Genomic DNA, 22,791 nt, shown 5'->3' on the forward strand with positions numbered 1-22,791 from the left:
AGTGCCTCTGGACTACTCATTCACGCCCTGCGGGGCTTAACCAAACAGGATAGCCTGAATGAAAAGAAGAGAACTTCTGCAAACGGCACTGACGTCAGTCATCGCGACGCTTTCGGTCAGCTCTTTCGCCAGCGAGGCGAAGGGGAGCACGCCATCGCTGTCGCTGAAAAGCGTGCCCGCCGGCGGTCTGCCGAAAGACGATGTACCCATTCTGACACCAGAAAACCTTTACACCATGCCGGAGCAATTCTGGCGGCACTTTGAGGGCAAGCTCTACATTGGTAAAGCCGGCGCCGATCCGACGAAGCAGGAAAACTGGATTAACGTTTATCTGCGCACCAAATCTGGCCAGCTTTCGCAAATTCAGCAGCCCATTACCTTAAATCAGAACAATTTCAGCCAGTTTATTAATGATGACGCCGCGCTGCTGGCGGAAGCGGCCCACTCAATGGCGGTAGTGGATAATCAGGGACAAACCTTGTTTAACATTGCCGACGTAACCAAACCTAACGCCAGCCAGTTCGGCGCACGTCTGGCCGAGCCGACCGGTTATCAGCTGATCGGTGAGATCCCCTCCATTGAGGCGCTGCGCCACACCCGCCCGCTGTTTGAAGGCGCTAAAATTAAGTTGAAGGGCTGGCATGACGGCTCTGAGGTTGGCGGCGGCGAGTTTATCGGCAGCCTGACGGCAGGCAAAGATGATGGCGGGGTCATTATTTCATCCGGCGGCGATTTTCACTGGCGCCGGGTTGTTGAAGATTTTAACCGTTTAACGCTGTTTGATTTTGGCGCCATCGCAGATGGTAAAACCGATGCGGCGAGCGCGGTTAAGGCGATGTATGCCTGGTCTAAGTCAGCTGACGAAGAGATTTGCATTCAGTTTCCCGCGGGCACCTTCTTTCTGACCGGCATCGACTATTCGAAAGAGTCAACGCGCTTTTTCCGCGTCTCTGGCGCGATGGTTAATTTCGGTTACTTCCCGGCGACCACCATTATTTCAGACGGTAGCGACGATTTTATTTTTAACGTCAATGCCCGCTGGGTTGAGATCAGTAATCTTCAGGTTAACGGGCAGACTGACAAAAAGCCGAACACGCAGGGCTTTTTTAATAACAAATGCCCCGCAGGCCAGTTCTTCCGCGGTGCCTGCCTGCGCTTTATTAACATTGGCGGCACCTCGTTGAGCCTGATGGATACCCTGGATTGTAAAATCGATCAGTGGTACGCCACCCACTGCACCGGCGATGTGATCAAGTCAGTATGGTCTGACACCAAGCAGGGCAAGTGGGATCACAGTACCGCGATTGAGCTGTCAAACTTTAATGCGCAGTACTGCACTAAAGGCATGGTGTTGAATCTGCAGCGCTGTGGTCAGTCGATTATCCATAACGGCTGGATTGAGCATTGCGACTATCCGGGGGATATCTCTAACGGTCAGTGGATCGTTGACGCACTGAGCATTGAAACCTGTAAAAACCCACTTATAGCCCACAGCTCGCGTTTGAACATGCGGCAGACAAACCTGCAGGCGGGCAGCTGGATCGATAACAGCCGTGATGAAAAGCATCAGTTGCTCAGTCCCTGGGAGCAGGGTTCAACGCGCGTCGAGTCTTATGGCATCGCGGTAGATGGTAGCGTGAAATACAATTTTCTCACCTCGCGCTTCCGGCTGGTTAATAACAGCAATCAGGCCAGCTGGTACCAGCTGGGCAATATCTGGACGCCGGAAGTCGGTGACTGCTGGGAAATCGAGATTCTGGGCCAGTCAGGTTACTCCAACGGCAGTGACAAAAATGCGTTGCAGAAAGTAGCAGACAAGGCAACCACCGGCGGTAAAGCTATCCTCAGTTTGCAGCGCAAAGTGCATAAATTTGAAGGCAGCTGGCACGTTGAGGGCAGCAGTCCGATTGAGGATGTGGTGATTGTCACGCCCCATGATGCTGACTGCCAGGTGTATATCAAGCTGGCGGGCTGGGTGCCAGCCGCCGGTATACTGATCACCACCAATGCTAAAGACCGTTTTGTTGCCGGCAAGTGCGCGCGCTTTGACAATAAAATGGAGAAAGCCAGCCCGCCTTCTGACGGACATCAGCTGGCACGACGCTTTGCGCTACACAACGGTAAAGCCGGTATTGGCGCCAATGAAGACGGAGATTTACTGCTGGCTTCACGCGCGCTGAAAGTCGAGCAGGTCGATACCTCTAAACCCGCCGGATTTATTTCGATGGTGATTAACGGTCAGACCTGTGCAGTGCCTTATTTTTCAATAAAATCATAGTAATAATAGAAGTAAGCCGGGGGGGTAACCGCTCCCCGGCATGATAAAGGCTATCATCAAGCAGTACGTCTTTGCGGGATATCAGCGACTCAAATTTAAACTAAGAAAAAATATTTTTCTGGCAGGCCGTCTAAGTTGGATATTTCAAGGAACTTTGCGGCAGTTATCGTTGCCATTAATAATGCGCGCAATTCTCTGGGCGCGCTGGAACAGTTTGCTTTGCCACAAATGGCAGATGAGGTGAAAAACCTGATGGATGTAAGCATTACTCGAAATGTTAATCACGAGCTGACCGGCTCAGTTGGTACAGTCACTCCTGCGTTCGCCGCGGCGGAGCCTCGCGATGTTAAAATCAACGTTGCGCTTGTTAAGTTACCAGGGTGATCTATGAAGCTGACCTTTTTTACCATGCGCTTTCCGGTATCCTCAGAAACCTTTGTACTCAATCAGGTAACGCACTTTATTGATATCGGCTATGAGGTTGAAATTATTTCTGTTTTCCCGGGCGATTTAGTCAACCGCCACGGTGCTTTTGATCGCTATAACCTTGCGGAAAAAACCCATTACCTACTGCCTGAAGAAAAAGTAACTAACGGCGAAAAGCTGAAGCAGCGTCTTAGTATTGTGCTGCCCCGTTTATTACGCCCTTCATTGTTAAAATCGCTTAACGTTGGTCGCTACGGCGCCCAGTCAAGTAAGCTGCTGCTGCCCTCGATCGTTGCCAGAGCGCACAAGGTTTATACGGCCGATCTGTTTCTGGTTCATTTTGGCTATGCCGGTGCGTTAGCGAATAAGCTGCGTGAACTGGGTATCCTGCATGGTAAGCAGGCGACGGTGTTCCACGGCGCCGATATTTCGCGGCGCCACATTCTTGACGAGCATAAGCAAGACTACCTTAACTTATTCGCGCAATCTGAACTGATGCTGCCGATTAGTCACTTGTGGGAGAACAAGCTGATCGAGATGGGGTGTCCACCGGAGAAAATCGTCGTTACCCGCATGGGTATCGAACCGGAAAAATTTAGCTTCCAGGCGCGGGCAAGTCTGCATAAACCGCTACGCATTCTCTCCGTGGCGCGCCTGACTGAGAAAAAGGGCCTTGATGTCGCCATTAAAGCCTGTAGCCAGCTAAAAGCGATGGGCGCGGAATTTGAATACACCATCATTGGTAATGGCGATCTTACGCCAGAGCTGGAAGCGCTTATCGCCAGCGAAAAGCTGGATGACTGCGTCAAGCTTCCTGGCTTTAAACCTCAGGAAGAGATTAAGCGCTATCTTGACGCGGCCGATATCTTCCTGCTGCCTTCGCTGACGGCGAAAGATGGCGATATGGAAGGTATTCCGGTGGCCTTAATGGAAGCGATGGCGGTAGGGCTTCCCGTTGTTTCCAGCGACCACAGCGGCATCCCTGAACTTATCGAGAATAATGTATCCGGCTGGCTGGCCGCTGAAGGTGACGATCGGTCACTGGCGAATATATTGTTCAGCCTGGCAAACGGTGAGCACGATATTGCCCCGGTGGTAAAAGCCGCGCGCGATAAAGTAGAAACGGAGTTTAATCAGCATACGGTTTACCGGCAGCTGGCGCAGGTGTTGGAAAAAGTGGTGTGAATATATTGCGGTTACAGGCGGCCTGGCTATTTTCCAGTACCTGCTTTGCCGCTCTATTACAGGTTCTCCAGCTGGCTGTATTGGCGCGCAAGCTGGATAGCCACCAGCTTGGCGTGCTGGCGATAGTCAATGCGTTGCTGGCGATTGCCACGGTGTTACAAGACCTTGGTATGAGCAGCTATGTTGTTCACCGGCAAACCATTTCAGTACGAGAACAAAGCACCGTTTACTGGATTAACGTGATATTTAGCCTGGTCATCGGTGGTGCGCTGATCCTGCTGGCATGGCCGGTAGCCTGGTTCTATCATTTAAGCGAAATGGCTGGTCTGGTTGCCCTGACCAGCCTTAATTTTTTGGTGCTGGGTCATCTGTCCCAGTATCAGGCGTACTATGTTAAAGCGCAGCGTATGATTGAGCTGGCGAAAATTGAGATAGTCAGCAAACTATTCGCTTTTGTGTGTACACTTGCCATGATCTACCTGGCGTCATTGAAAGTTTCAGCGGTCATTCTCGGTTTGTTTATCAATGCGCTGAGCCGGACTCTGCTCATGATGTTTCTCGGCGAGCGGACATGGCGGCCATCGTATGAGTTTGATCGCGGTACCGCAGTCAGTGCGATGCGCTACGGTTTTTTCCAGCTGGGATCGCAAAGCATCAGCCAGCTGCGTACCCAGGCTGACTCTCTGATTGTTGGTAAGCTGCTGGGGGCGGACACGGTCGGCATTTATTCGCTGGCGAAAGAACTCATTTTGCAGCCGCTAAAGCTGATTTTACCGGTTATTAATCGACTTTCGCTGCCGCTCTTTGCCCAGCGGCAGCATGACCGGGCGCAGACTCAGCAGCTTTTTCTGCGGGCGACCTTCATCACTACGCTGATCAGCAGCGGCTTGTATCTGGCAATCGGCGTATGTTCACCGATTATTGCCTGGCTGTTATACGGTAATACCTGGCGAGACGTTTATCCGTTGGTTCCTTTGATGCTGCTGTTCGGTATGCTACGCCCGATGAGCGGCTTAACAGGCACCATTTCGCAAGCAAATGGCCGCACCAATCTGGAATTTTACTGGAATATCATCGCCAGTTCAGTCATGGTTGTATTGTTCACAACCGTCGCGTTTTATCCCAACATCCACTATGTCGCTTTGCTGCTATCTTTCACTCAGCTGGTGATTTCCCTTCTGGTTCATCCCGTCTTTATTCGACCCGTAACGGGGATTTCTTTCCTTGCCTATACGCGGCAGTGGGCGCCAATCACTCTTTTGTTCATCATTATTATGCTTTGCGTCAGCTATTATGACCTCCATGTTATGCCTGAATGGTTTCTCCGCCGTTAACTGAAATATTGTGCAAGACTCGTCAATAGACCTGTCGTCCATTCTGCATATAGATAGCCGGCTCGGTAGCAGAAAAACTGTCTCAGTTAACGGGCAATCAGGTACTATTATCTTTTCCGATTTATAAGAATATTTCATGAAATTAATGATTGTTGGTGCCGGCGGGCAGGTAGGAAGAGAGCTGATGGTATCCAGTCCTTCTGGTGATGAGGTCCGCGCGCTGGACCATCGTTCGCTGGATGTTACGGATGAGGCTGCCGTAATACGTGAAGCGACGATTTATCAGCCGGATATCATTATCAATGCATCGGCTTATACCGCCGTTGATAAAGCGGAAAGTGAACCTGAACTGGCCTTTGCCGTGAATAAACATGGGGCCAGACATCTCGCTAAAGCTGCAGAGTCGGTTGGCGCGGCGTTAATACATATCTCAACCGATTACGTGTTTTCTGGCGATAAGCGCGCCTGCTATGTGGAGTCGGACCCGACGGGCCCTGCCGGGGTTTACGGTGCAAGCAAGCTGGCGGGGGAGGAAGAGGTCAGGCAGCACTGCAAGCGTCATATCATTCTGCGTACCGCATGGGTGTTCGGCCAGTATGGCAATAATTTCGTTAAGACCATGATTAAACTGGCTGGCGAACGTGACAGATTAACCATTGTCGGCGATCAGTACGGCGGCCCAACCAGTGCGGCCGATATCGCCGCGGCGATTTATATCATCGTAAAAAAGATAGCTGAGAAGTCGCATACAGCGTGGGGCATTTATCATTACAGTGGTTTCCCCTATGTCAGCTGGGCTGAATTCGCTGAAGCGCTGTTAATGCAGGCAGAAGCCAGTGAAGTCATCGCGCGCAAGCCGGAAATTAGCGCCATCGCATCTTCAGAGTGGCCGACGGCAGCGCACAGGCCAGCAAATTCACGACTTGATTGTAGCTTGATCCGGCAAACCTTTGGCATTGAGCCCAGTGACTGGCAGGCGGCGTTAGCATCGATAGATAAATATCGCTGAATACTAAAAGCGCTAGCGATTGAGGCGGAAGTTACGCCCGCCAGAAGATATGCAGGGATATTTATTGGCCGTTGCTGCAACTTTTATGCAGTTCTGATAAGAAGGATATTAAGCTGCAAAAACGCGTAATCAGCTTTTTTGATCCCTCTCTGGCGGGCGTTCGCGCAGACAGAATGTGATCTACGGCTAACTTTTCGGATTAAGATTATGATGCTTAATCAGTTCGGTATTGCATAATCGATGGACTATTTTTACTTCATTCAAATGGAAACGACATGACCAAGCTTAAAGCAGTTATCCCGGTAGCGGGTCTCGGTATGCATATGCTGCCGGCAACGAAAGCCATTCCTAAAGAGATGCTGCCTATCGTTGATAAGCCGATGATCCAGTACATTGTGGATGAAATCGTTGCTGCGGGTATCAAGGAAATTGTACTGGTAACCCACGCCTCTAAAAATGCGGTTGAAAACCATTTTGATACGTCTTATGAGCTGGAAGCGCTTCTTGAGCAGCGCGTGAAGCGCCAGCTGCTTAGTGAAGTCCAGTCTATATGCCCTCCGGGCGTGACGATTATGAACGTGCGTCAGCCGCAGCCTTTAGGTTTAGGCCACTCTATCTTATGTGCCCGCCCGATGCTGCGCGATCAGCCTTTTGTTGTCGTACTGCCGGATGTGGTGTTAGATGGCGCCACTGCCGATCCGCTGCGCTATAATCTGGCGGCAATGGTTGCCCGTTTCGAGGAAACCGGCCGCAGCCAGGTGCTGACCTCTTATTACCCGGAAATCGATCTCAGCGAATATTCAGTGATAACCACCGAAGAGAAGCTGGAAGCGGAAGGACAGGTTAGTCGCATCGTTGATTACGTTGAGAAACCGGAACATCCGGAATCTTATCATTCTAATCTGACGGCGGTCGGCCGTTACGTCCTCTCCGCCGATATCTGGGCTGAGCTGGAGAAAACCGAACCCGGCGCCTGGGACCGTATCCAATTGACGGATGCGATCGCCGCTCTCAATGCAAAACAGCCGGTTGAAGCGCACCTGATGACAGGTAAAAGCTTTGACTGCGGACGTAAACTTGGCTACATGCAGGCGTTCGTCACCTACGGTTTACGTAACCACGGTCAGGGCCAGGCATTTCGCGAAGAAATCAAAAAGATCCTGGCAAAAAGTAATTGATTCTGGCCATGCCGTGATAACACGGCGTTAAAGGAGAGAAAATGGCTATTCTGGTTACCGGGGGCGCAGGCTATATTGGCTCTCATACCGTTCTGGCGCTGTTAGAACGCGGTGATGATGTAGTTGTATTAGATAATCTTTACAATGCATCACGCGAATCCATCAATCGGGTGGAAAAGTTAGCGGGCAAAAAAGCAGTTTTTGTTGAGGGCGATGTGCTTGATCGTGAATGTCTGCGCGAGCTGTTCGCCAGCCACGATATAAGCTCAGTGATTCATTTTGCTGCGCTGAAAGCGGTTGGAGAATCAACCCGTCTGCCCCTGGAATACTATCAGAACAATGTAAGTGGCACGCTGATTTTGCTTGAAGAGATGCGCAATGCCGGCGTATGGAACTTTATTTTCAGCTCTTCGGCAACCGTATATGGCGCTGACGCGCCGGTGCCCTACGTGGAAACACTGCCTATTGGCGGTACCACCAGCCCATACGGTACCTCCAAGTTTATGATCGAGCTGATTATGCGCGACTTCGCCAAAGCGGAACCGCAGTTTAAGGCGATCGCTTTGCGTTATTTCAACCCGGTCGGCGCCCATGAGTCTGGTGAAATTGGCGAGGACCCTACGGGTATTCCTAATAACCTGCTGCCGTACATCGCGCAGGTTGCCATTGGCAGACTGGACAAGCTTGGCGTGTTTGGCGGTGATTATGATACCCCGGACGGCACCTGTCAGCGTGATTACATCCACGTGGTTGATTTAGCCGAAGGTCATCTGAAAGCGCTGGATCACCTGAAAAAGACTGATGGCTATAAAGCTTATAATCTCGGTGGCGGTAAGGGATTTTCAGTACTTGAGATGATTAAGGCCTTTGAAGAAGCGTCAGGGAAAACCATAGCCTACGAGATTAAGCCACGTCGCGACGGCGATCTGCCCGCCTTCTGGGCGGATGCCGCTCTGGCAAATAAAGAGCTGAACTGGCGGGTGACTCGTGGCATTGACGAAATGATGCGCGATACCTGGAAGTGGCAGTCGCAAAATCCCAACGGTTTTCGCTAACTCAGCCTGTTTATTTAAAGCCTGCTGCTGGCAGCAGGCTTTATTCTTCTGGTTCCGTCCTGATAGGTTTCTCCTTTAATTCCGCCATTATTTCTCTATTTTAATTCAATCGCAGGTAGTACCGTGCTAACAGAGGCGGAATTAACCACTCACATCGGGCACTATTAAGGCATCTATATCAATAGCTTGCTATTCGCCATCATTGAAATAGCTTGCAATAATTTACCCACTCCCGGGCGAGCCATTTGAGGTACTAATAAAGGTGAATGTATTTATCACATACTGGTAAGCGTGGTTTAAGAGGAGGCAGTATCTTTCGCCGCTGCGCCTTTTGCAGTGATAGTTGAGCGCACCATTAACTACCTCTTGATAAGCCGACTGAGTTAGCATACCTTTTACTTATTCATCAGATGTTACAGGTAACATCTCAGAAACCTTCAGACAGGAGTATGTAATGTCTAAGCAGCAGATTGGCGTTGTAGGTATGGCAGTGATGGGTCGCAATCTGGCCCTTAACATCGAAAGCCGCGGCTATACTGTGTCTATCTTTAACCGCTCACGCGAAAAAACCGAAGAAGTTGTGGCGGAGAACCCGGGCAAGAAGCTGGCACCATACTACAGTATTGAAGAGTTTGTTGATTCGCTGGAAAAACCGCGCCGCATCCTTCTGATGGTGCAGGCCGGTGAAGCCACTGATAAAACCATCGCATCCCTGACTCCGCATCTGGATAAGGGTGACATTCTGATTGATGGCGGCAACACTTTCTATAAAGATACCATCCGTCGTAATAAAGAGCTTTCCGACCAGGGGTTCAACTTTATCGGTACCGGCGTATCCGGTGGCGAAGAAGGGGCGCTGAAAGGGCCTTCCATCATGCCTGGCGGCCAGAAAGAGGCTTATGAGCTGGTCGCGCCAATTCTGGATAAAATCGCCGCACGTGCCGAAGGCGAGGCTTGTGTTACCTATATTGGTCCGGACGGCGCGGGTCATTACGTCAAGATGGTACATAACGGCATCGAATATGGCGATATGCAGCTGATTGCTGAAGCCTATTCGCTGCTGAAGGGCGCGTTAGGGCTGGATAACCAGGAATTAGCCAATACCTTCAGCGAGTGGAACAACGGCGAGCTGAGCAGCTATCTGATTGATATCACAAAAGACATTTTCACCAAAAAAGACGAGCAGGGTAATTACCTGGTTGACGTTATCCTTGATGAAGCGGCTAACAAAGGTACCGGTAAATGGACCAGCCAGAGCTCGTTGGATCTCGGCGAGCCGCTGTCGCTGATCACTGAATCAGTGTTCGCACGCTACCTCTCCTCGCTTAAATCGCAGCGCGTTGCGGCGTCAAAAGTGCTTACCGGTCCGGCAGCGAAAGCCTTTAGCGGTGATAAAGCCGAGTTTATTGAGAAAGTTCGTCGCGCGCTTTACCTCGGTAAAATTGTTTCTTACGCTCAGGGTTTCTCACAGCTGCGCGCAGCGTCAACCGAGTATGACTGGAATCTGAATTACGGCGAAATCGCTAAAATTTTCCGCGCCGGCTGCATTATTCGCGCCCAGTTCCTGCAGAAAATTACCGATGCCTATGCTGACAATGCGGATATCGCTAACCTGCTGCTGGCGCCTTACTTCAAAAATATTGCTGATGAATATCAGCAGGCGCTGCGTGACGTAGTGGCCTACGCCGTGCAGAACGGTATTCCTACGCCGACTTTCTCTGCGGCGATCGCCTACTATGATAGCTACCGCGCTGCGGTTCTGCCTGCTAACCTGATCCAGGCGCAGCGTGACTACTTCGGCGCCCATACCTACAAACGTATCGATAAAGATGGCGTATTCCACACTGAGTGGCTTGACTAGTCTTTATATTATGATGAAGCCACCTGCTATGCAGGTGGCTTAGTTTTACTCTCTCCCCATCCCCGCGTAATGATGCTTTAAGCATATTGAAATCATTGTCTAATCCTCCCTTATATACCGCTATTGTTTAACCCTCTAAAAATCCTCTTTTACTCTTACGGATTTAATTATCATAAATCGCTGATATTTTTTCCAGGCGGGTGAAGTCGATTGCCGGTCCTGACGAGTATCGGTATATTCACGGCTCTGAATAATTACTGACTACGGATAAAAATTAAGGATATTGAGCTATGTCGATAATTTATAATAATTACTCTGCCTCGCAACAGGCTAAATATTTAGGCTTAAGGGATTATCCTCAACAAACCGATACAAAAAAAGATAGATTTAGTACCTCATCATCAAATTCAAGCATAACAACGTCTTCCTCCGGTCAATGCAAACGGCAGTCGAGTATTGCAGGATCATGGAGTGCAGCATCGACTCTTTCTGTTAAGCCACTAAATAGACCAGGGTATTCTGCACCATCAGGCGATCTTAAATTCTCTGGTTGCAGAAATACCCCCTCAGCTCCTCGCATACGCGAAGTATTACCAAATGCCAGTTTCTATAATTATAAGAAAGCTGTGACCTTGACCAATGCCATAAAAGCAATTAAGCGTTATTCACATAGTCATGATCAATTAAAAATTAATGATGATAAATACAAGCTGCTGAATGGATTTAACCGTTTTCTTAAAGCAAGCACTTACTTAAACAATAGTAAAGAAGAGGTAAATGGGGCAAGGCATAGCGTCGAAGTCGCTAAGCATATGTTGCTGACTGGCTCCTCCTCAAAAAAAGATATTGCTTTATCCCGGGCGTTATCACTTAGCGTAAAAGACTTTTCTTTTGACAGTTTTAAAAAAGATGCTGGCTACAGAGATGAATGTATCAACCAGCTGAATGTTAAGCTTCAGACGCTTACCGTTAAAAAGAACCCGCACGAGTATGAGATTATGCAAGCCGCTATTGTCTATATCAACGATGAGCGTCATTCCCCAACAGCGAAAAATCTTATAGCGATCCGTGCATAAGTTGCATGATGCATGCTCTAGGGCACCAAAAGCTGACCGCGACGTCCGGCATCTTCACCCGCCAGCCTGCTGACCAGCATGCCGCGGGTGGCAAAGCGCATCCAGTGGCGGGCATACAGCAGGCCACCATGCTGTGCAACTATCGGCGTCAGCCGGTCGCTAAGCGGGTCGAGGATCTCCGCGACCGTTTCGCCGGCCTTGATCCACTCTCCTGGCTGACGACGGTGCAGGATAACCCCGCTGTGCGGCGCAAAAAGATATTCGCAGCCTGCCAGCGATGAGGCCGGATTTTTCAGCGCAGGCAGCGCGCCGACATCACCCTGGATATAGCTGCCGTGGGTGAGGGCGGCGATAATAGCCTCTGCATCGCGTTCGGCTTGCTCTGCTGAAACGTCGCGCACGCCACGTAGTTCGAGCGTTGCCGGCAGCAATCCACGCGGCATTGGATAATTATCGCCAAAGCGCTCTGCGAGGGTAATCCATGGCTCACAGCAGGCTTCGTCAAAAGGCTCGCCGCCGGAAATCTGCGCCAGCAGTTGTACCTCACTGCCAAGCAAACGCGCCAGTGGTTCAATCTCTGGCCAGGCATGGGGCATAGTGTAGAGATGAGGAACCGCTTCCCAGTCGCAGTGCAGATCGAGCATCAGGTCGGCTTGCGCCGCCATGCGCAGCAGGATAAAGCGCTGCGAGTCAAGCTCGCTGGCGGGATGGATATTGCTGAAATGCTCATCGATTGCCGCGCGGATCAGTCGACGATTTTGCTGCTCGTCCAGGGTCAGCTTATGCGTCAGGCGTGCTGCCAGCGCTGCGCCCAGGGCCGGAAACTGACGATTGAAATCCTGGCCCGATTCGCTGTGAAAGCGGCCGAGATGGCTGCCTTGCCAGTGCTGGCTTAGCGCGATGGGATTCGCTAGCGGCACCAGCGTAAAGCGCGCATTGAGCTTCCCCGCCGCCTCCAGTCGAGCCAGATGCTGCTTGAGATACCAGGCCACCACCATGCCCGGCAGCTCGTCGCCGTGCAGCGAGGCCTGAATATAAACCTGCCTGTCGCTCTGTGGGCCGAAGTGATAGCTGATAATTTCACGCTGAGTGCCGAGAGCGGCGCTCAACAGCGGGTGGTGCTGTTGCTGCATAGTTGCTTAATATCCTGTTGCCGATCTAATGCCAGCCGGTGCGCGCAATTATCCGGCAGGTGAAAGCGTAACAGGCGGCCGTCGGGCCGCCTGTCGTCTTTACTGCTGAATGGAAATATCGGTTGCGAAGTATTTCTTCTGTAGCTTATCGAAGGTGCCATTCTTTTTGATTTCAGCGAAGGCGCTATCAATGGCGGTTTTCAGCTCGGCATCATCTTTACGCAGGCCGATGGCGGTGCCAGGGCCAATAATCGGGTCCTGGACGATAGGGCCGGCCAGCGCGAAATCTTTGCCCTGCGGCTGTTTTAAAAAGCCGATGGCGGCCTGAGCGGCATCGGTGAATACCGCATCAAGGCGGCCGGCAACCAAATCGCTTTCGACCTGAGCCTGATCGCCATAAGGCACTACGTTGACGCCATGAGGCTGCCACTTGGCCAGCGCGTAGCGCTCCTGCACCGTACCCTGCTCGACGCCAACCGTTTTCCCCTTCAGCGATTCCGCTGTCGGCAGCAAACCCGAACCCTTACGAGCAATCAGCTGGGTATGGGTATCGTACAGCGGCACGCTGAAGGCAATCTGCTTCATCCGCTCCTCGGTTATTCCCATATCCGAGAGAATACCGTCGAATTTGCGCGCTTTCAGCGCCGGGATCATGCCATCGAACTGGCTTTCCACCCAGACGCATTTAGCCTGCATTTGTTCACACAGAGCATTGCCGAGATCGATATCGAAACCGACCAGTTTGCCCTGCGGCGTTTTGGATTCAAAAGGGGGATAGGTTGGGTCGACGGCAAAGCGCACTTTTTCGATTTTTGCCTGGGCGGCAAAAGCACTACCCGCCATTAAGCCAAACAGTGCCAGCTGGCACAGGCGCGTTGATAATGTTTTGTTTGTCATCGTATTCCTGAGCTTTTTTTTATAACCAATTCCGCAGGTTACGCTGGCAGGCCGGGGAAAGAAAGAGAGCTGTGCTCATTTGATGATATTTACTTCTGTGGGCTCTGCGATCCGCTGATAATCGCCGGCATCCATCACCACCGACCGCTCAAGCGTGCCTGCGTTAAAGGCGACTTCACGATTGCGCTGGCATAAGCTTGGGTCAACCACCAGTTTGAGTTCCGGGTGAAAGCTGAACGGTGGAATAGCACCGAAAACGCAGCCGGTCAGACGTTCCACCTCGGCAGGGCTGGCCAGAGAAGCGCGCAGGCCGCCAACCGCGTGTGCAACCTTGGTTAAATCGGCCTGCATATCGGCGGGTAGCACTGCCAGAACATACTGCTGTTGTCCGTTGCCCTTAACGTGACAAACCAGCGCTTTGGCACCCTGGCCGATTTCCGTTCCACGAATGGCGGCAACCGCTTCGCATTTACCGGTTGCCTCGTGCGCCATTATTTTAAACTGCGCTTGGTTTTGCTCCAGCAAAAGCAGCAGCTTTTCTGCAGTTGTCATCCTTTACTCCTTAAGGTAGCTGCGGAGCGGGAAGACCGTAATCCCGCCCCGACAATTTATTTGTGCCTTGCCCGCAAATTGTTAATTACGGCGCTCAGATCGCGTTCCTGATCCTGCAACAGCACCAGCAGGTGATAGACCAGATCCGATGCCTCGTTGACCAGCTCTTCGCGATCGCGCACCGTGGCAGCCAGCGCCGTTTCAACCCCTTCTTCGCCAACTTTCTGGGCGATGCGCTTCGTGCCGCTGGCGTACAGGCTGGCAGTGTAGGAGCTCTCAGGGTCGGCGTGCTTACGCTCTGCCAGCAGCTGTTCAAGCTGATAGAGAAAACCCCAATCGCTGGTCGCCGGTGAAAAGCAGCTGGAGGTGCCACGATGGCAGGTGGGGCCGACAGGGTCGACCAGCAGCAGCAGCGTATCGTTGTCGCAGTCAGGCGTGATGCTCAACACCTTAAGAAAATTACCGGAGGTTTCTCCTTTGGTCCACAGGCGCTGTTTCGTGCGCGACCAGAAGGTAACGTGGCCGCTTTGCTGGGTCTGTTGCAGCGCCTGCGGGTTCATATAGCCATGCATCAGCACTTCGCCGGAAACGGCATGCTGCACGATAGCGGGCATCATCCCGGCGGTTTTATTCCAGTCCAGCGCCGCCAGTTGTTGTTCAGTTAGCACCTGCGAATCTCCACTTGCTGTCCGGCGAGGTAGGCTTTCAGCTCGCCAATATTAATAATCTGTTTATGAAATACCGAGGCCGCCAGCGCGCCGTCGACCCCGGCGTCGAGGAAGGCTTGCAGAAAGTGTTCCATCGTGCCGGCACCGCCAGAGGCGATCAGCGGCACGTTGCAAACCTCACGCACCTTCTTCAACTGCACCAGATCATAACCATTACGTACGCCGTCCTGGTTCATCATATTCAATACAATTTCCCCGGCGCCGCGGGTTTGCACTTCTTTAACCCAGTCAAGGGTTTGCCATTGCGTTATGCGGGTACGTTTTTCATCGCCGGTATACTGGTTTACCTGATACTTATCGCTGACGTCGTCATACCAGGTATCGATGCCAACCACGATGCACTGCACGCCAAAACGGTCTGCAAGGCGAGTTATCAGCGTCGGATCGGCCAGTGCCGGGGAGTTAATGGAGATTTTATCTGCGCCGAAAGAGAGGATCTGCGCGGCGTCCTCTTCGCGCTTAATGCCGCCGGCAACGCAAAACGGAATATCGATTACCTCGGCAACGCGCGACACCCAGCTTTTATCCACTACGCGTCCATCTGATGAGGCGGTGATATCATAAAAAACCAGCTCGTCGGCGCCCTCTGCGGCATAACGCTGCGCCAGCGGCACGATATCACCGATAATTTCGTGATTGCGGAACTGCACGCCTTTGACCACCTGACCGTCGCGAACGTCCAGGCAGGGAATTATGCGTTTTGCCAGCATGCTATAGCCTCCGAAACGGTAAATTTATTCTCCAGCAGCGCACGGCCGACAATCACCCCACGGGCGCCGCCGCCGCGCAGGGCGGCAATATCCGCCAGCGAGCCGATACCGCCGGACGACTGAAAAGCGACCTGCGGGAAGCGCGCGGAAATCTCCTGATAAAGCGACACATTGGAGCCCTGTAGCGTACCGTCGCGGGAGATGTCGGTGCAGAGAACATGCTGCAGCCCCAGCGGCGTAAAGCGCGCGATAACCTCTTCCAGAGTCACACCGCCGGCTTCCTGCCAGCCGCTGATTGCCACTTCTTTGCGATTGCTGCCGTCAATACGTACGTCGAGCGCCAGCACGATACGCTGAGCGCCGAAGGCGCTGAACCAGCTGGCGACTTCGTCTGGATTTTTCACCGCAGTCGATCCGACCACCACTCGCGATGCGCCTGCCTCCAGCAGTGCTTCAACGTCGGCGCGGCTGCGGATACCGCCGCCGATCTGTACCGGCACGCTGACCCCTGAAAGCAGGGTCTTCAGTAACGAGAGCTGGCGGCGGCTCGGGTCTTTCGCGCCGGTTAAATCAACCAGATGCAGCATTTCCGCGCCTTGCTGCTGGTAGGATTGCAGGCGCGGCAGCGGATCGCTACCGTAGTCGCGCTGCTGGCCATAGTCGCCCTGGTGGAGACGTACCACCTTGCCATCAATTAAATCCAGTGCCGGGATTATCATCCACTACATCTCCAGGAAATTTTTCAACAGTTGGGCACCCGCCGCGCCGGAGCGCTCCGGATGAAACTGCACGCCAAAAAAATTATCTTTCTGCACCGCTGCGCTAAAGGCGCCATCGTAGTCGCACTGGGCGATAGTGCTGGCGTTTACCGGCATCGCGTAGCTATGTACAAAATAGAAATAACTGCCGGCAGCAATGCCGCGAAACAGGCGATGCTGGGCCTGAGGCGTAATTTGATTCCAACCCATATGCGGTAGCGGCAGTCCCTCTGAGACCATTTTCACCACCGGCTGGTCAATCAGTCCGAGCGTCTCAACGCCGCTGTTTTCTTCGCTGCGCAGGCCGAGTAGCTGCATGCCAAGGCAGATGCCAAGCACCGGCTGGGTACAGGCCTTAATCAAATCGGTTAGCTCGCGCTGTCTGAGCTGATCCATCGCTGCCTGCGCGGTGCCGACGCCGGGCAGAAACAGCTTATCGGCGGCCAGTATTACGTCGAGATCGCGGCTGACGGTAGGTTGATAGCCGAGGCGTTGCACCGCCCATTTCACCGAGGAAAGGTTGGCGCAGCCGGTATCAAGGATCGCGACCTTCATCACAGCACTCCTTTTGAGCTTGGCAGCCGGTCCCCGCTGACGCGGATCGCCTGGCGCAGGGTGCGGCCAAACGCTTTAAACAGGCTTTCTACCCGATGGTGATCGTTACGTCCTTTGGTTTTCAGGTGCAGCGTACTCATCATGGCGTACGACAGCGAGCGGAAAAAGTGTTCAACCATTTCGGTGCTCAGATCGCCAACCCGCTGATAGTTATACTCGGCTTTGTATTCCAGATGCGGGCGTCCGGATATATCCAGCGCACAGCGCGCCAGGCATTCATCCATCGGCAGCACAAAGCCAAAGCGACCAATGCCGCGCTTGTCGCCCAGCGCTTTCAGTAGCGCTTCGCCCAGCGCCAGGCCGGTATCCTCAACCGTGTGATGATCGTCAATGTGCAGATCGCCTTTGGCTTCGACGGACATACGAAAACCACCGTGGGTGCAGATCTGATCCAGCATATGGTCAAAGAAACCAATGCCGGTATTAATCTTGTTATCCCCTTCGCGATCCAGCCAGACTTCGACGCGGATCTGCGTCTCTTTGGTATCGCGCTGCACCAGGGCATGGCGATCGCGGCGAGTAAGCTGCTGTTCGATAGCGCGCCAGCTGACGCCTTGCTGGCCGTATTGCAGCCCCTGAATGCCCATATTGGCCGCCAGTTGCATATCAGTTGCACGATCGCCAATGACGTAGCTATTCGCGCTATCCATGGCGTTCTCAGCCAGCCAGGAGGCCACGAGGGTGGTTTTAGGTTTACGGCAGTCGCAGTTATCTTCAGGCTTGTGCGGGCAGATCAACACCTGTTTGAACTGGATGCCCTGCGAGCTCAGGATTTGCATCATCAGATTATGCGGGCCGTCGAAGTCCGCCTGGGGAAAGCTGTCGGTTCCCAGCCCGTCCTGATTGGTCACCATGACCAATTCGAAACCGGCTTTCTGCAACGCTAACAGCGCTGGAATAACATCTGGCTCGAAGGCCAGCTTATCCATGCGGTCGACCTGAAAATCATGCGGAGGTTCGCCGATCAAGGTTCCATCACGATCGATAAATAACACTTTCTGGCTCATGCTTGCTCCCTGAGGTCGTCGCTTACGGGGAGTGCGGCGAGGGCGTCAATAACGCGGTTGCATTCAGCGCGGGTGCCGATGCTAATGCGCAGACAGCCGGCCAGTCCCGGTTGTTTATTCTGATCACGCAGAATAATGCCCTGATCCCATAATGATTTAAATACAAAGCTTGAAGCGCGAAAGCGCACCAGCAGGTAATTGGTTTCGCTATCGAACACCGCTTCCACCCAGCGACTTTGCCGCAGCGCAGTAACCAGTTGCTCTCGATTTTGCTTAATGGTCTCAACGTGGCGGCGCATTTCCGCCAGCCCGCTCTCGCTCAGCGCCTGGGCTGCGATGTCGGCAACCGGCGTTGCCAGCGGATAGGGCGCAATCACTTTCAGCAGCAGTTCAATAACCGGCGCGTTTGCCAGTACAAACCCACAGCGCAGACCGGCAAGCGCGAAGGCTTTAGACAGCGTACGTAATACCACCAGATGAGGATACTCACCAAGCCAGCCGGCGACCGACGCCTGCGGGCAAAACTCGATGTAGGCTTCGTCAGCGATCACCAGTGCTTTGCCGCGGGTCATTTCCAGCAGCGCGCGGATGTCTGCGGGATTGACCAGGTTGCCGGTCGGGTTATTGGGGCTGCACAGATAAAGCAGTTTTACGCCGTCAAGACGCGCTTCAATCTCCGCCAGGTTAAGCTGCCAGTCCTCCCGCGCTTGCACAATGCGATAGGCCACGCCGATGGTCTCTGCGCTGACGCTGTACATGCCGTAGGTCGGGGGACAAAACAACACCGCGTCTTCACCTGGCTCGCAGAAGGCGCGCATCAGCAGCTCAATTCCCTCATCGGCGCCGCGGCAGGTCAGTACCTGATCGGGCTGTAAGCCGGCATAGTCGGCATAGCGTTCGATAACCAACTTTGGCTGGCATTCCGGATAGCGATTCAGGGTTTGCTGAGTCAGCTCGAAGTCTACCGGCAGCGGATATTCGTTGGCATTAAGCCAGACGTCACCGTTGCCCCCCAGACGCCGGGCTGACTGGTAAGGGGTGAGCGCGCGCACGTTAGCGCGCGCCAGTTGTTCAATGCTCAGGCTCATGCTTGCTCCTTCAGCGCGGCGACGCGCAGTGATACCGCATTTTTATGGGCTACCAGTCGCTCGGCGCCGGCCAGGATTTCAATGGTTGCAGCCAGAGACATAAAGCCCTGTGGCGTCAGTTCCTGCACGGTCATGCGCTTTTGAAAATCGGCCAGCCCAAGGCTGGAGCAGGTGGCCGTATAGCCGTAAGTTGGCAGCACGTGGTTGGTGCCGGAGGCATAATCGCCCGCCGATTCAGGAGACCAGTCGCCGAGAAACACCGAGCCGGCGCTGGTGATGCTGTCAACCAGCGAACGCGCATCGCGCGTCTGAATAATCAGGTGCTCCGGCCCGTAGCGATTGCTGATTTCCACACACTGCGCCAGATCGCGCGCCACAATCAGGCGGCTGCTGGTCAGCGCCTTGCGCGCCGTTTCCGCTCGCGGAAGCGCCGCCAGCTGCTTTTCCACCGCTTCGGCCACCCGGCGCGCCATGGCTGCACAGGGTGTCAGCAGAATAACTTGGGAATCCGGTCCGTGTTCAGCCTGAGATAACAGATCAGAGGCAACGAAGTCCGGCGTCGCGCCCTCATCGGCGATAACCAGCACTTCGGAGGGGCCGGCTGGCATATCGATAGCCGCCCCGTCAAGGCGCTGGCTGACCTGACGTTTTGCTTCGGTCACCCAGGCGTTGCCGGGACCGAATATTTTGTCGACTTTCGGCACGCTTTCCGTTCCCAGCGCCAGCGCGGCGATAGCCTGCGCGCCGCCAACCTGGAAGACCTCTTTTACGCCGCACAGCGAGGCGGCATAAAGTATTTCATCGGCAATCGGCGGCGGCGAGCAGAGCACCACCCGTCGGCAGCCAGCGATGCGCGCCGGGGTTGCCAGCATTAGCACCGTGGAAAACAGCGGCGCGGAGCCACCGGGAATATACAGACCGACGGCGTCCAGCGGACGGGTCAACTGCTGGCAGCGAACGCCTGGCATGGTTTCAACGTCGACCGTTGCCAGCTGCTGAGCGCGATGGAAGGTCTCGATGTTGCCAACCGCCACCGCCATCGCCTGTTTTAACTCTTCGCTCAGACGGTCTGCGGCTCCGGCGATCTGCGCCGCACTGACTTGCAGCCTGTCCACCTCTGTTTTATCAAACTGCTGATTATAAAAACGTAGCGCCTCATCGCCCTGTGCCTGGACTTTTTCCAGGATGGCACTGACGGTCTGGCTAATCGTGCCGGAGGCTGAAAGCGCCGGACGCATCAGCAAATCGGTTTGCTGTTGCGGGCTGCACTGCTGCCAGTCTATGGGGGTGGTAAACTCGGCCATAATTGTTTACTCCATCATTTTTTCAATCGGCAACACCAGAATCGAGCTGGCGCCCAGTGCTTTCAGCTTTTCCATCGTCTCCCAGAACAGGGTCTCGCTGCTGACCATATGCATTGCGACGCGGCTTTTATCACCGGCCAGCGGCAGCACGGTAGGGCGTTCGGCGCCGGGCAACAGAGCGATAATGTCTTCCAGGCGATCGCCCGGCGCGTGCAGCATGATGTATTTAGATTCGCGCGCCTGAATAACGCCCTGAATACGGGTCATTAGCTTGTCGATCAGCTGTTGCTTGACGGCGGGCATTTCACCGTCACGTTGGATCAAGCAGGCTTTGGAACGATAAATGACTTCGACTTCACGCAGGCCGTTGGCCTCCAGCGTGGCGCCAGTAGAGACCAGATCGCAGATAGCGTCGGCAAGACCGGCGCGCGGCGCCACTTCGACCGAGCCATTCAGCAGGCAGGATTTAAAGCTGATGCCTTGCTGATCGAAATACTTTTTCATCAGGTGAGGGTAAGAGGTGGCGATGCGGGTATTGTTCAGACACTGCGGGCCGCTGTACTGCGCATCTACCGGCATGGCCAGCGACAGGCGGCAGCCGCCGAAATCGAGGCGGCGCAGCGTCTGATAGCGCGGGTCTTCGCCTTGGGCCCGGCGGGTCAGAAGCTCTTCTTCCAGCACGTTTTCGCCGATAATGCCAAGGTCAACGACGCCATCCATTACCAGACCGGGAATATCGTCATCACGTACGCGCAGAATGTCGATGGGCATGTTTTCAGCAAAGGCTATCAGGCGCTGCTGTTGTAAATTAATTTTAATGCCGCAGCGGGCAAGTAGTTCGCGTGAATCGTCGCTCAGACGCCCCGATTTTTGCATAGCTATGCGTAAACGTGAATTATCTAACATGATGCCCGTTCCTCTTTGTCGATATTTAAGCCGGTAACGAAATGATGAGCAGCGTCTGGTTATGGTTTCATCGGACTAAAAAAAAAGCCCCCGGAAGTCGATCTTCCGGGGGCTCTCATCGCGCTTTGCACCACTGGAAGATCTGAACGTCTTCCAGCACACATCGCCTGAAAGACTAGTCAGGATGATGGTGGTGATGATGGTTAAACTGAGCGCGTGTCATAATTTCTCTTTTAAATGAATCACTATTCATAATCTGATAATTAACCTAACCACAATGGCGCCGCAGCGCAACTGTTTTTTGTCAATGACGAAAGATTCTCTTATCAAGCGGTGATTGTCAGTCGTCTGTGGCTGGCGTAGCCTTAACGCTTAACCCGCGTTGGAGGTTGGGATGAAAAGAGTGGCGATTGTTGGGCTGGGATGGTTGGGAATGCCGCTGGCGCAGGCGTTAAATGCCCGGGGATGGCAGGTATGTGGCAGCAAAACGACGCCCGATGGCGTCGAAGCGGCGCGCATGTGCGGCATTGATAGCTATCAGCTGCTGTTAACGCCCTGGCTGGAGTGTGAAACGGAACATCTTGAGGCTCTGTTGAATGTGGATGCGCTGGTGGTCTTGCTGCCTGCGAGTCAGACGGCCAGCGGCGGTAACTATTTGCTGGCGGTTCAACAGCTGGTTGACAGCGCGCTGGCCCGCGGGGTTCCACGTATTTTATTTACCAGCTCAACCTCCGTGTACGGTGATGCGAATGGCAGCGTTAGCGAGGATTCGCCGCTGCATCCAATCACGGAGACAGGAAGAACGCTGGCGCAGCTCGAAAGCTGGCTGCACGATCTGCCCGGAACTCAGGTCGATATTCTGCGGCTGGCGGGGCTGGTTGGCCCGCAGCGCCATCCAGGGCGTTTTCTGGCGGGTAAGAGCGGGCTGGAGAACGGGCACCACGGTGTTAATCTGGTCCATCTTGACGATGTGATTGACGCGCTGATCCTGCTGCTTGAGCGTGGCAACGGCGGTGTGTGGAATATCTGCTCGCCTGAGCATCCGGCCAGGCGTCACTTTTATCCTGAAGTGACGCGTCAGTTGGGGCTGACGCCGCCGCAGTTCAGCGATGCGCCGCCCCGCCAGCAGGGAAAAGTTATTGATGGCAGTAAAATATGCCGCGAGCTGGGGTTTCGCTACCAGTATCCTAATCCGAGCAATATGCCATTAAGTTAAGCCGGGCAGCCCGGCATCAGCTGGGGCCTTTTGCCTTGCCGTGATAAAGCAGCGTTCTGGACAGGGTAAAGTTAAAAAACATGCCGATAATGCTGCCTGCTGCCACCGCCAGTATCGGATACTGGCGGGCCAGAGAGGAGAGGGCGATAAGGACCGAATAGCTACCGAGGTTGGCCGCGCCGCCAATGCACATAAGCAGGAGGTAAACCGCGAACTCTTTCCGTTTACCGTGGTGGGAGGGCGTGGCGGAGAAGGTCACCGTGCGGTTAATTATCCAGGTTGTCATTACCGCGCAGATAAAGGAAATCAGCCTTGCGGCATACAGACCAATCAGGCCTTTCAGCAGGTACAGCACCAGCGTATCAACGGCAAAGCCAATTACCCCGGTCACGCCGAATTTAAACGTCTCGCCAATAAGTTTTTTCATTTTTCTGGAAAGTTACAGCGCCGTTGGCGGTTTGAGCTAATCGGTTAT

23 protein-coding genes and 1 other annotated feature are annotated in these 22,791 nt (G+C 53.6%); of the genes, 10 read left to right on the plus strand and 13 right to left on the minus strand.

The features are described from left to right. Window positions 1-58: 58 nt before the first annotated feature. From BTJ39_RS11725 to BTJ39_RS24555, 9 genes are all read left to right on the plus strand, one after another. Window positions 59-2,278 (plus strand): phage tailspike protein, encoded by a 2,220-nt coding sequence (locus tag BTJ39_RS11725; RefSeq protein WP_078002888.1) that lies wholly within the window; start codon window positions 59-61, stop codon window positions 2,276-2,278. A gap of 135 nt (window positions 2,279-2,413) precedes the next feature. Beyond that, the gene (locus BTJ39_RS11730) at window positions 2,414-2,662 is read left to right on the plus strand and encodes a hypothetical protein (protein ID WP_078002889.1); all 249 of its coding nucleotides are present in this window, start codon (window positions 2,414-2,416) and stop codon (window positions 2,660-2,662) included. A gap of 3 nt (window positions 2,663-2,665) precedes the next feature. Continuing rightward, complete coding sequence (locus tag BTJ39_RS11735; RefSeq protein WP_078002890.1) at window positions 2,666-3,889, plus strand: glycosyltransferase; 1,224 nt, start codon at window positions 2,666-2,668, stop codon at window positions 3,887-3,889. Then, window positions 3,886-5,223, plus strand: coding sequence for an oligosaccharide flippase family protein (locus BTJ39_RS11740; protein ID WP_078002891.1), 1,338 nt, complete (start codon window positions 3,886-3,888; stop codon window positions 5,221-5,223). Before BTJ39_RS11735 ends, BTJ39_RS11740 begins: the two co-directional genes overlap by 4 nt. A gap of 136 nt (window positions 5,224-5,359) precedes the next feature. Further along, a complete protein-coding gene (gene rfbD / locus BTJ39_RS11745) occupies window positions 5,360-6,232 on the plus strand; it encodes a dTDP-4-dehydrorhamnose reductase (RefSeq protein WP_078002892.1) in 873 nt (290 codons plus the stop codon). 275 nt (window positions 6,233-6,507) lie between these two features. Beyond that, window positions 6,508-7,410, plus strand: a complete 903-nt coding sequence (galF, locus tag BTJ39_RS11750; RefSeq protein WP_078002893.1) for a UTP--glucose-1-phosphate uridylyltransferase GalF — start codon at window positions 6,508-6,510, stop codon at window positions 7,408-7,410. A gap of 41 nt (window positions 7,411-7,451) precedes the next feature. Continuing rightward, a complete protein-coding gene (gene galE, locus BTJ39_RS11755; RefSeq protein ID WP_078002894.1) occupies window positions 7,452-8,465 on the plus strand; it encodes a UDP-glucose 4-epimerase GalE in 1,014 nt (337 codons plus the stop codon). Window positions 8,466-8,919: 454 nt separating this feature from the next. Next, entirely contained in the window at window positions 8,920-10,326 is a 1,407-nt protein-coding gene (gene gndA, locus BTJ39_RS11760) for an NADP-dependent phosphogluconate dehydrogenase (RefSeq protein WP_078002895.1), read from the plus strand. A gap of 290 nt (window positions 10,327-10,616) precedes the next feature. Further along, entirely contained in the window at window positions 10,617-11,402 is a 786-nt protein-coding gene (locus tag BTJ39_RS24555) for a hypothetical protein (RefSeq protein ID WP_139356340.1), read from the plus strand. Between the two features lie 17 nt (window positions 11,403-11,419). Here the strand turns inward: BTJ39_RS24555 and BTJ39_RS11770 are convergent, their stop codons facing one another. The 12 genes from BTJ39_RS11770 to hisL form a co-directional block, all read right to left on the minus strand. Next, window positions 11,420-12,535, minus strand: coding sequence for a succinylglutamate desuccinylase/aspartoacylase family protein (locus tag BTJ39_RS11770; RefSeq protein ID WP_078002897.1), 1,116 nt, complete (start codon window positions 12,533-12,535; stop codon window positions 11,420-11,422). 99 nt (window positions 12,536-12,634) lie between these two features. Then, window positions 12,635-13,432, minus strand: coding sequence for an ABC transporter substrate-binding protein (locus tag BTJ39_RS11775; protein ID WP_078002898.1), 798 nt, complete (start codon window positions 13,430-13,432; stop codon window positions 12,635-12,637). A 75-nt stretch (window positions 13,433-13,507) separates the two neighbouring features. Continuing rightward, window positions 13,508-13,984 carry a YbaK/prolyl-tRNA synthetase associated domain-containing protein gene (locus BTJ39_RS11780; RefSeq protein ID WP_078002899.1) on the minus strand — a complete coding sequence of 159 codons (477 nt, stop codon included), beginning with the start codon at window positions 13,982-13,984 and terminating at the stop codon, window positions 13,508-13,510. A 56-nt stretch (window positions 13,985-14,040) separates the two neighbouring features. Continuing rightward, a complete protein-coding gene (gene hisIE / locus BTJ39_RS11785) occupies window positions 14,041-14,652 on the minus strand; it encodes a bifunctional phosphoribosyl-AMP cyclohydrolase/phosphoribosyl-ATP diphosphatase HisIE (RefSeq protein ID WP_078002900.1) in 612 nt (203 codons plus the stop codon). After that, entirely contained in the window at window positions 14,646-15,422 is a 777-nt protein-coding gene (hisF, locus tag BTJ39_RS11790; RefSeq protein WP_078002901.1) for an imidazole glycerol phosphate synthase subunit HisF, read from the minus strand. The genes hisIE and hisF overlap by 7 nt, the downstream gene beginning before the upstream one ends. Then, complete coding sequence (gene hisA / locus BTJ39_RS11795) at window positions 15,404-16,141, minus strand: 1-(5-phosphoribosyl)-5-[(5-phosphoribosylamino)methylideneamino]imidazole-4-carboxamide isomerase (RefSeq protein WP_078002902.1); 738 nt, start codon at window positions 16,139-16,141, stop codon at window positions 15,404-15,406. The genes hisF and hisA overlap by 19 nt, the downstream gene beginning before the upstream one ends. A 3-nt stretch (window positions 16,142-16,144) precedes the next feature. Further along, the gene (hisH, locus tag BTJ39_RS11800) at window positions 16,145-16,735 is read right to left on the minus strand and encodes an imidazole glycerol phosphate synthase subunit HisH (protein ID WP_078002903.1); all 591 of its coding nucleotides are present in this window, start codon (window positions 16,733-16,735) and stop codon (window positions 16,145-16,147) included. Continuing rightward, complete coding sequence (hisB, locus tag BTJ39_RS11805) at window positions 16,735-17,802, minus strand: bifunctional histidinol-phosphatase/imidazoleglycerol-phosphate dehydratase HisB (RefSeq protein ID WP_078002904.1); 1,068 nt, start codon at window positions 17,800-17,802, stop codon at window positions 16,735-16,737. The genes hisH and hisB overlap by 1 nt, the downstream gene beginning before the upstream one ends. Then, window positions 17,799-18,890, minus strand: a complete 1,092-nt coding sequence (gene hisC, locus BTJ39_RS11810; protein ID WP_078002905.1) for a histidinol-phosphate transaminase — start codon at window positions 18,888-18,890, stop codon at window positions 17,799-17,801. The genes hisB and hisC overlap by 4 nt, the downstream gene beginning before the upstream one ends. Beyond that, on the minus strand, window positions 18,887-20,194 hold the full coding sequence (gene hisD / locus BTJ39_RS11815; protein ID WP_078002906.1) for a histidinol dehydrogenase: 1,308 nt from the start codon (window positions 20,192-20,194) through the stop codon (window positions 18,887-18,889). The genes hisC and hisD overlap by 4 nt, the downstream gene beginning before the upstream one ends. 6 nt (window positions 20,195-20,200) lie before the next feature. After that, window positions 20,201-21,100, minus strand: coding sequence for an ATP phosphoribosyltransferase (gene hisG, locus BTJ39_RS11820; protein WP_078002907.1), 900 nt, complete (start codon window positions 21,098-21,100; stop codon window positions 20,201-20,203). Window positions 21,101-21,178: 78 nt separating this feature from the next. Continuing rightward, window positions 21,179-21,300 (minus strand) — a sequence feature (His leader region). Continuing rightward, complete coding sequence (hisL, locus tag BTJ39_RS24560) at window positions 21,276-21,323, minus strand: his operon leader peptide (RefSeq protein WP_101741515.1); 48 nt, start codon at window positions 21,321-21,323, stop codon at window positions 21,276-21,278. (Overlaps the previous feature by 25 nt.) A 171-nt stretch (window positions 21,324-21,494) precedes the next feature. Between hisL and BTJ39_RS11825 the strand changes: the two genes are divergently transcribed. Beyond that, complete coding sequence (locus tag BTJ39_RS11825) at window positions 21,495-22,316, plus strand: SDR family oxidoreductase (RefSeq protein ID WP_078002908.1); 822 nt, start codon at window positions 21,495-21,497, stop codon at window positions 22,314-22,316. 16 nt (window positions 22,317-22,332) lie between these two features. On the opposite strand, the gene BTJ39_RS11830 is transcribed toward BTJ39_RS11825, so the two are convergent. Further along, window positions 22,333-22,743: a GtrA family protein gene (locus BTJ39_RS11830; RefSeq protein ID WP_078002909.1), complete on the minus strand. Its 411-nt coding sequence runs from the start codon at window positions 22,741-22,743 to the stop codon at window positions 22,333-22,335. Window positions 22,744-22,791: the final 48 nt, after the last annotated feature.

The sequence above is a fragment of the Izhakiella australiensis genome (assembly GCF_002006995.1).
In the GTDB taxonomy this organism is placed as follows: domain Bacteria; phylum Pseudomonadota; class Gammaproteobacteria; order Enterobacterales; family Enterobacteriaceae; genus Izhakiella; species Izhakiella australiensis.

Coding starts and splice junctions, on each gene's coding strand:
- BTJ39_RS11775 (WP_078002898.1), bottom strand. CDS start 13,432: ATGACAAACAAAACATTATCAACGCGCCTGTGCCAGCTGGCACTGTTT.
- BTJ39_RS11735 (WP_078002890.1), top strand. CDS start 2,666: ATGAAGCTGACCTTTTTTACCATGCGCTTTCCGGTATCCTCAGAAACC.
- galF (WP_078002893.1), top strand. CDS start 6,508: ATGACCAAGCTTAAAGCAGTTATCCCGGTAGCGGGTCTCGGTATGCAT.
- hisG (WP_078002907.1), bottom strand. CDS start 21,100: ATGTTAGATAATTCACGTTTACGCATAGCTATGCAAAAATCGGGGCGT.
- gndA (WP_078002895.1), top strand. CDS start 8,920: ATGTCTAAGCAGCAGATTGGCGTTGTAGGTATGGCAGTGATGGGTCGC.
- BTJ39_RS11825 (WP_078002908.1), top strand. CDS start 21,495: ATGAAAAGAGTGGCGATTGTTGGGCTGGGATGGTTGGGAATGCCGCTG.
- galE (WP_078002894.1), top strand. CDS start 7,452: ATGGCTATTCTGGTTACCGGGGGCGCAGGCTATATTGGCTCTCATACC.
- rfbD (WP_078002892.1), top strand. CDS start 5,360: ATGAAATTAATGATTGTTGGTGCCGGCGGGCAGGTAGGAAGAGAGCTG.
- hisC (WP_078002905.1), bottom strand. CDS start 18,890: ATGAGCCTGAGCATTGAACAACTGGCGCGCGCTAACGTGCGCGCGCTC.
- hisA (WP_078002902.1), bottom strand. CDS start 16,141: ATGATAATCCCGGCACTGGATTTAATTGATGGCAAGGTGGTACGTCTC.
- BTJ39_RS11780 (WP_078002899.1), bottom strand. CDS start 13,984: ATGACAACTGCAGAAAAGCTGCTGCTTTTGCTGGAGCAAAACCAAGCG.
- BTJ39_RS11830 (WP_078002909.1), bottom strand. CDS start 22,743: ATGAAAAAACTTATTGGCGAGACGTTTAAATTCGGCGTGACCGGGGTA.
- BTJ39_RS24555 (WP_139356340.1), top strand. CDS start 10,617: ATGTCGATAATTTATAATAATTACTCTGCCTCGCAACAGGCTAAATAT.
- hisB (WP_078002904.1), bottom strand. CDS start 17,802: ATGAGCCAGAAAGTGTTATTTATCGATCGTGATGGAACCTTGATCGGC.
- BTJ39_RS11725 (WP_078002888.1), top strand. CDS start 59: ATGAAAAGAAGAGAACTTCTGCAAACGGCACTGACGTCAGTCATCGCG.
- BTJ39_RS11770 (WP_078002897.1), bottom strand. CDS start 12,535: ATGCAGCAACAGCACCACCCGCTGTTGAGCGCCGCTCTCGGCACTCAG.
- hisD (WP_078002906.1), bottom strand. CDS start 20,194: ATGGCCGAGTTTACCACCCCCATAGACTGGCAGCAGTGCAGCCCGCAA.
- hisH (WP_078002903.1), bottom strand. CDS start 16,735: ATGAAGGTCGCGATCCTTGATACCGGCTGCGCCAACCTTTCCTCGGTG.
- hisF (WP_078002901.1), bottom strand. CDS start 15,422: ATGCTGGCAAAACGCATAATTCCCTGCCTGGACGTTCGCGACGGTCAG.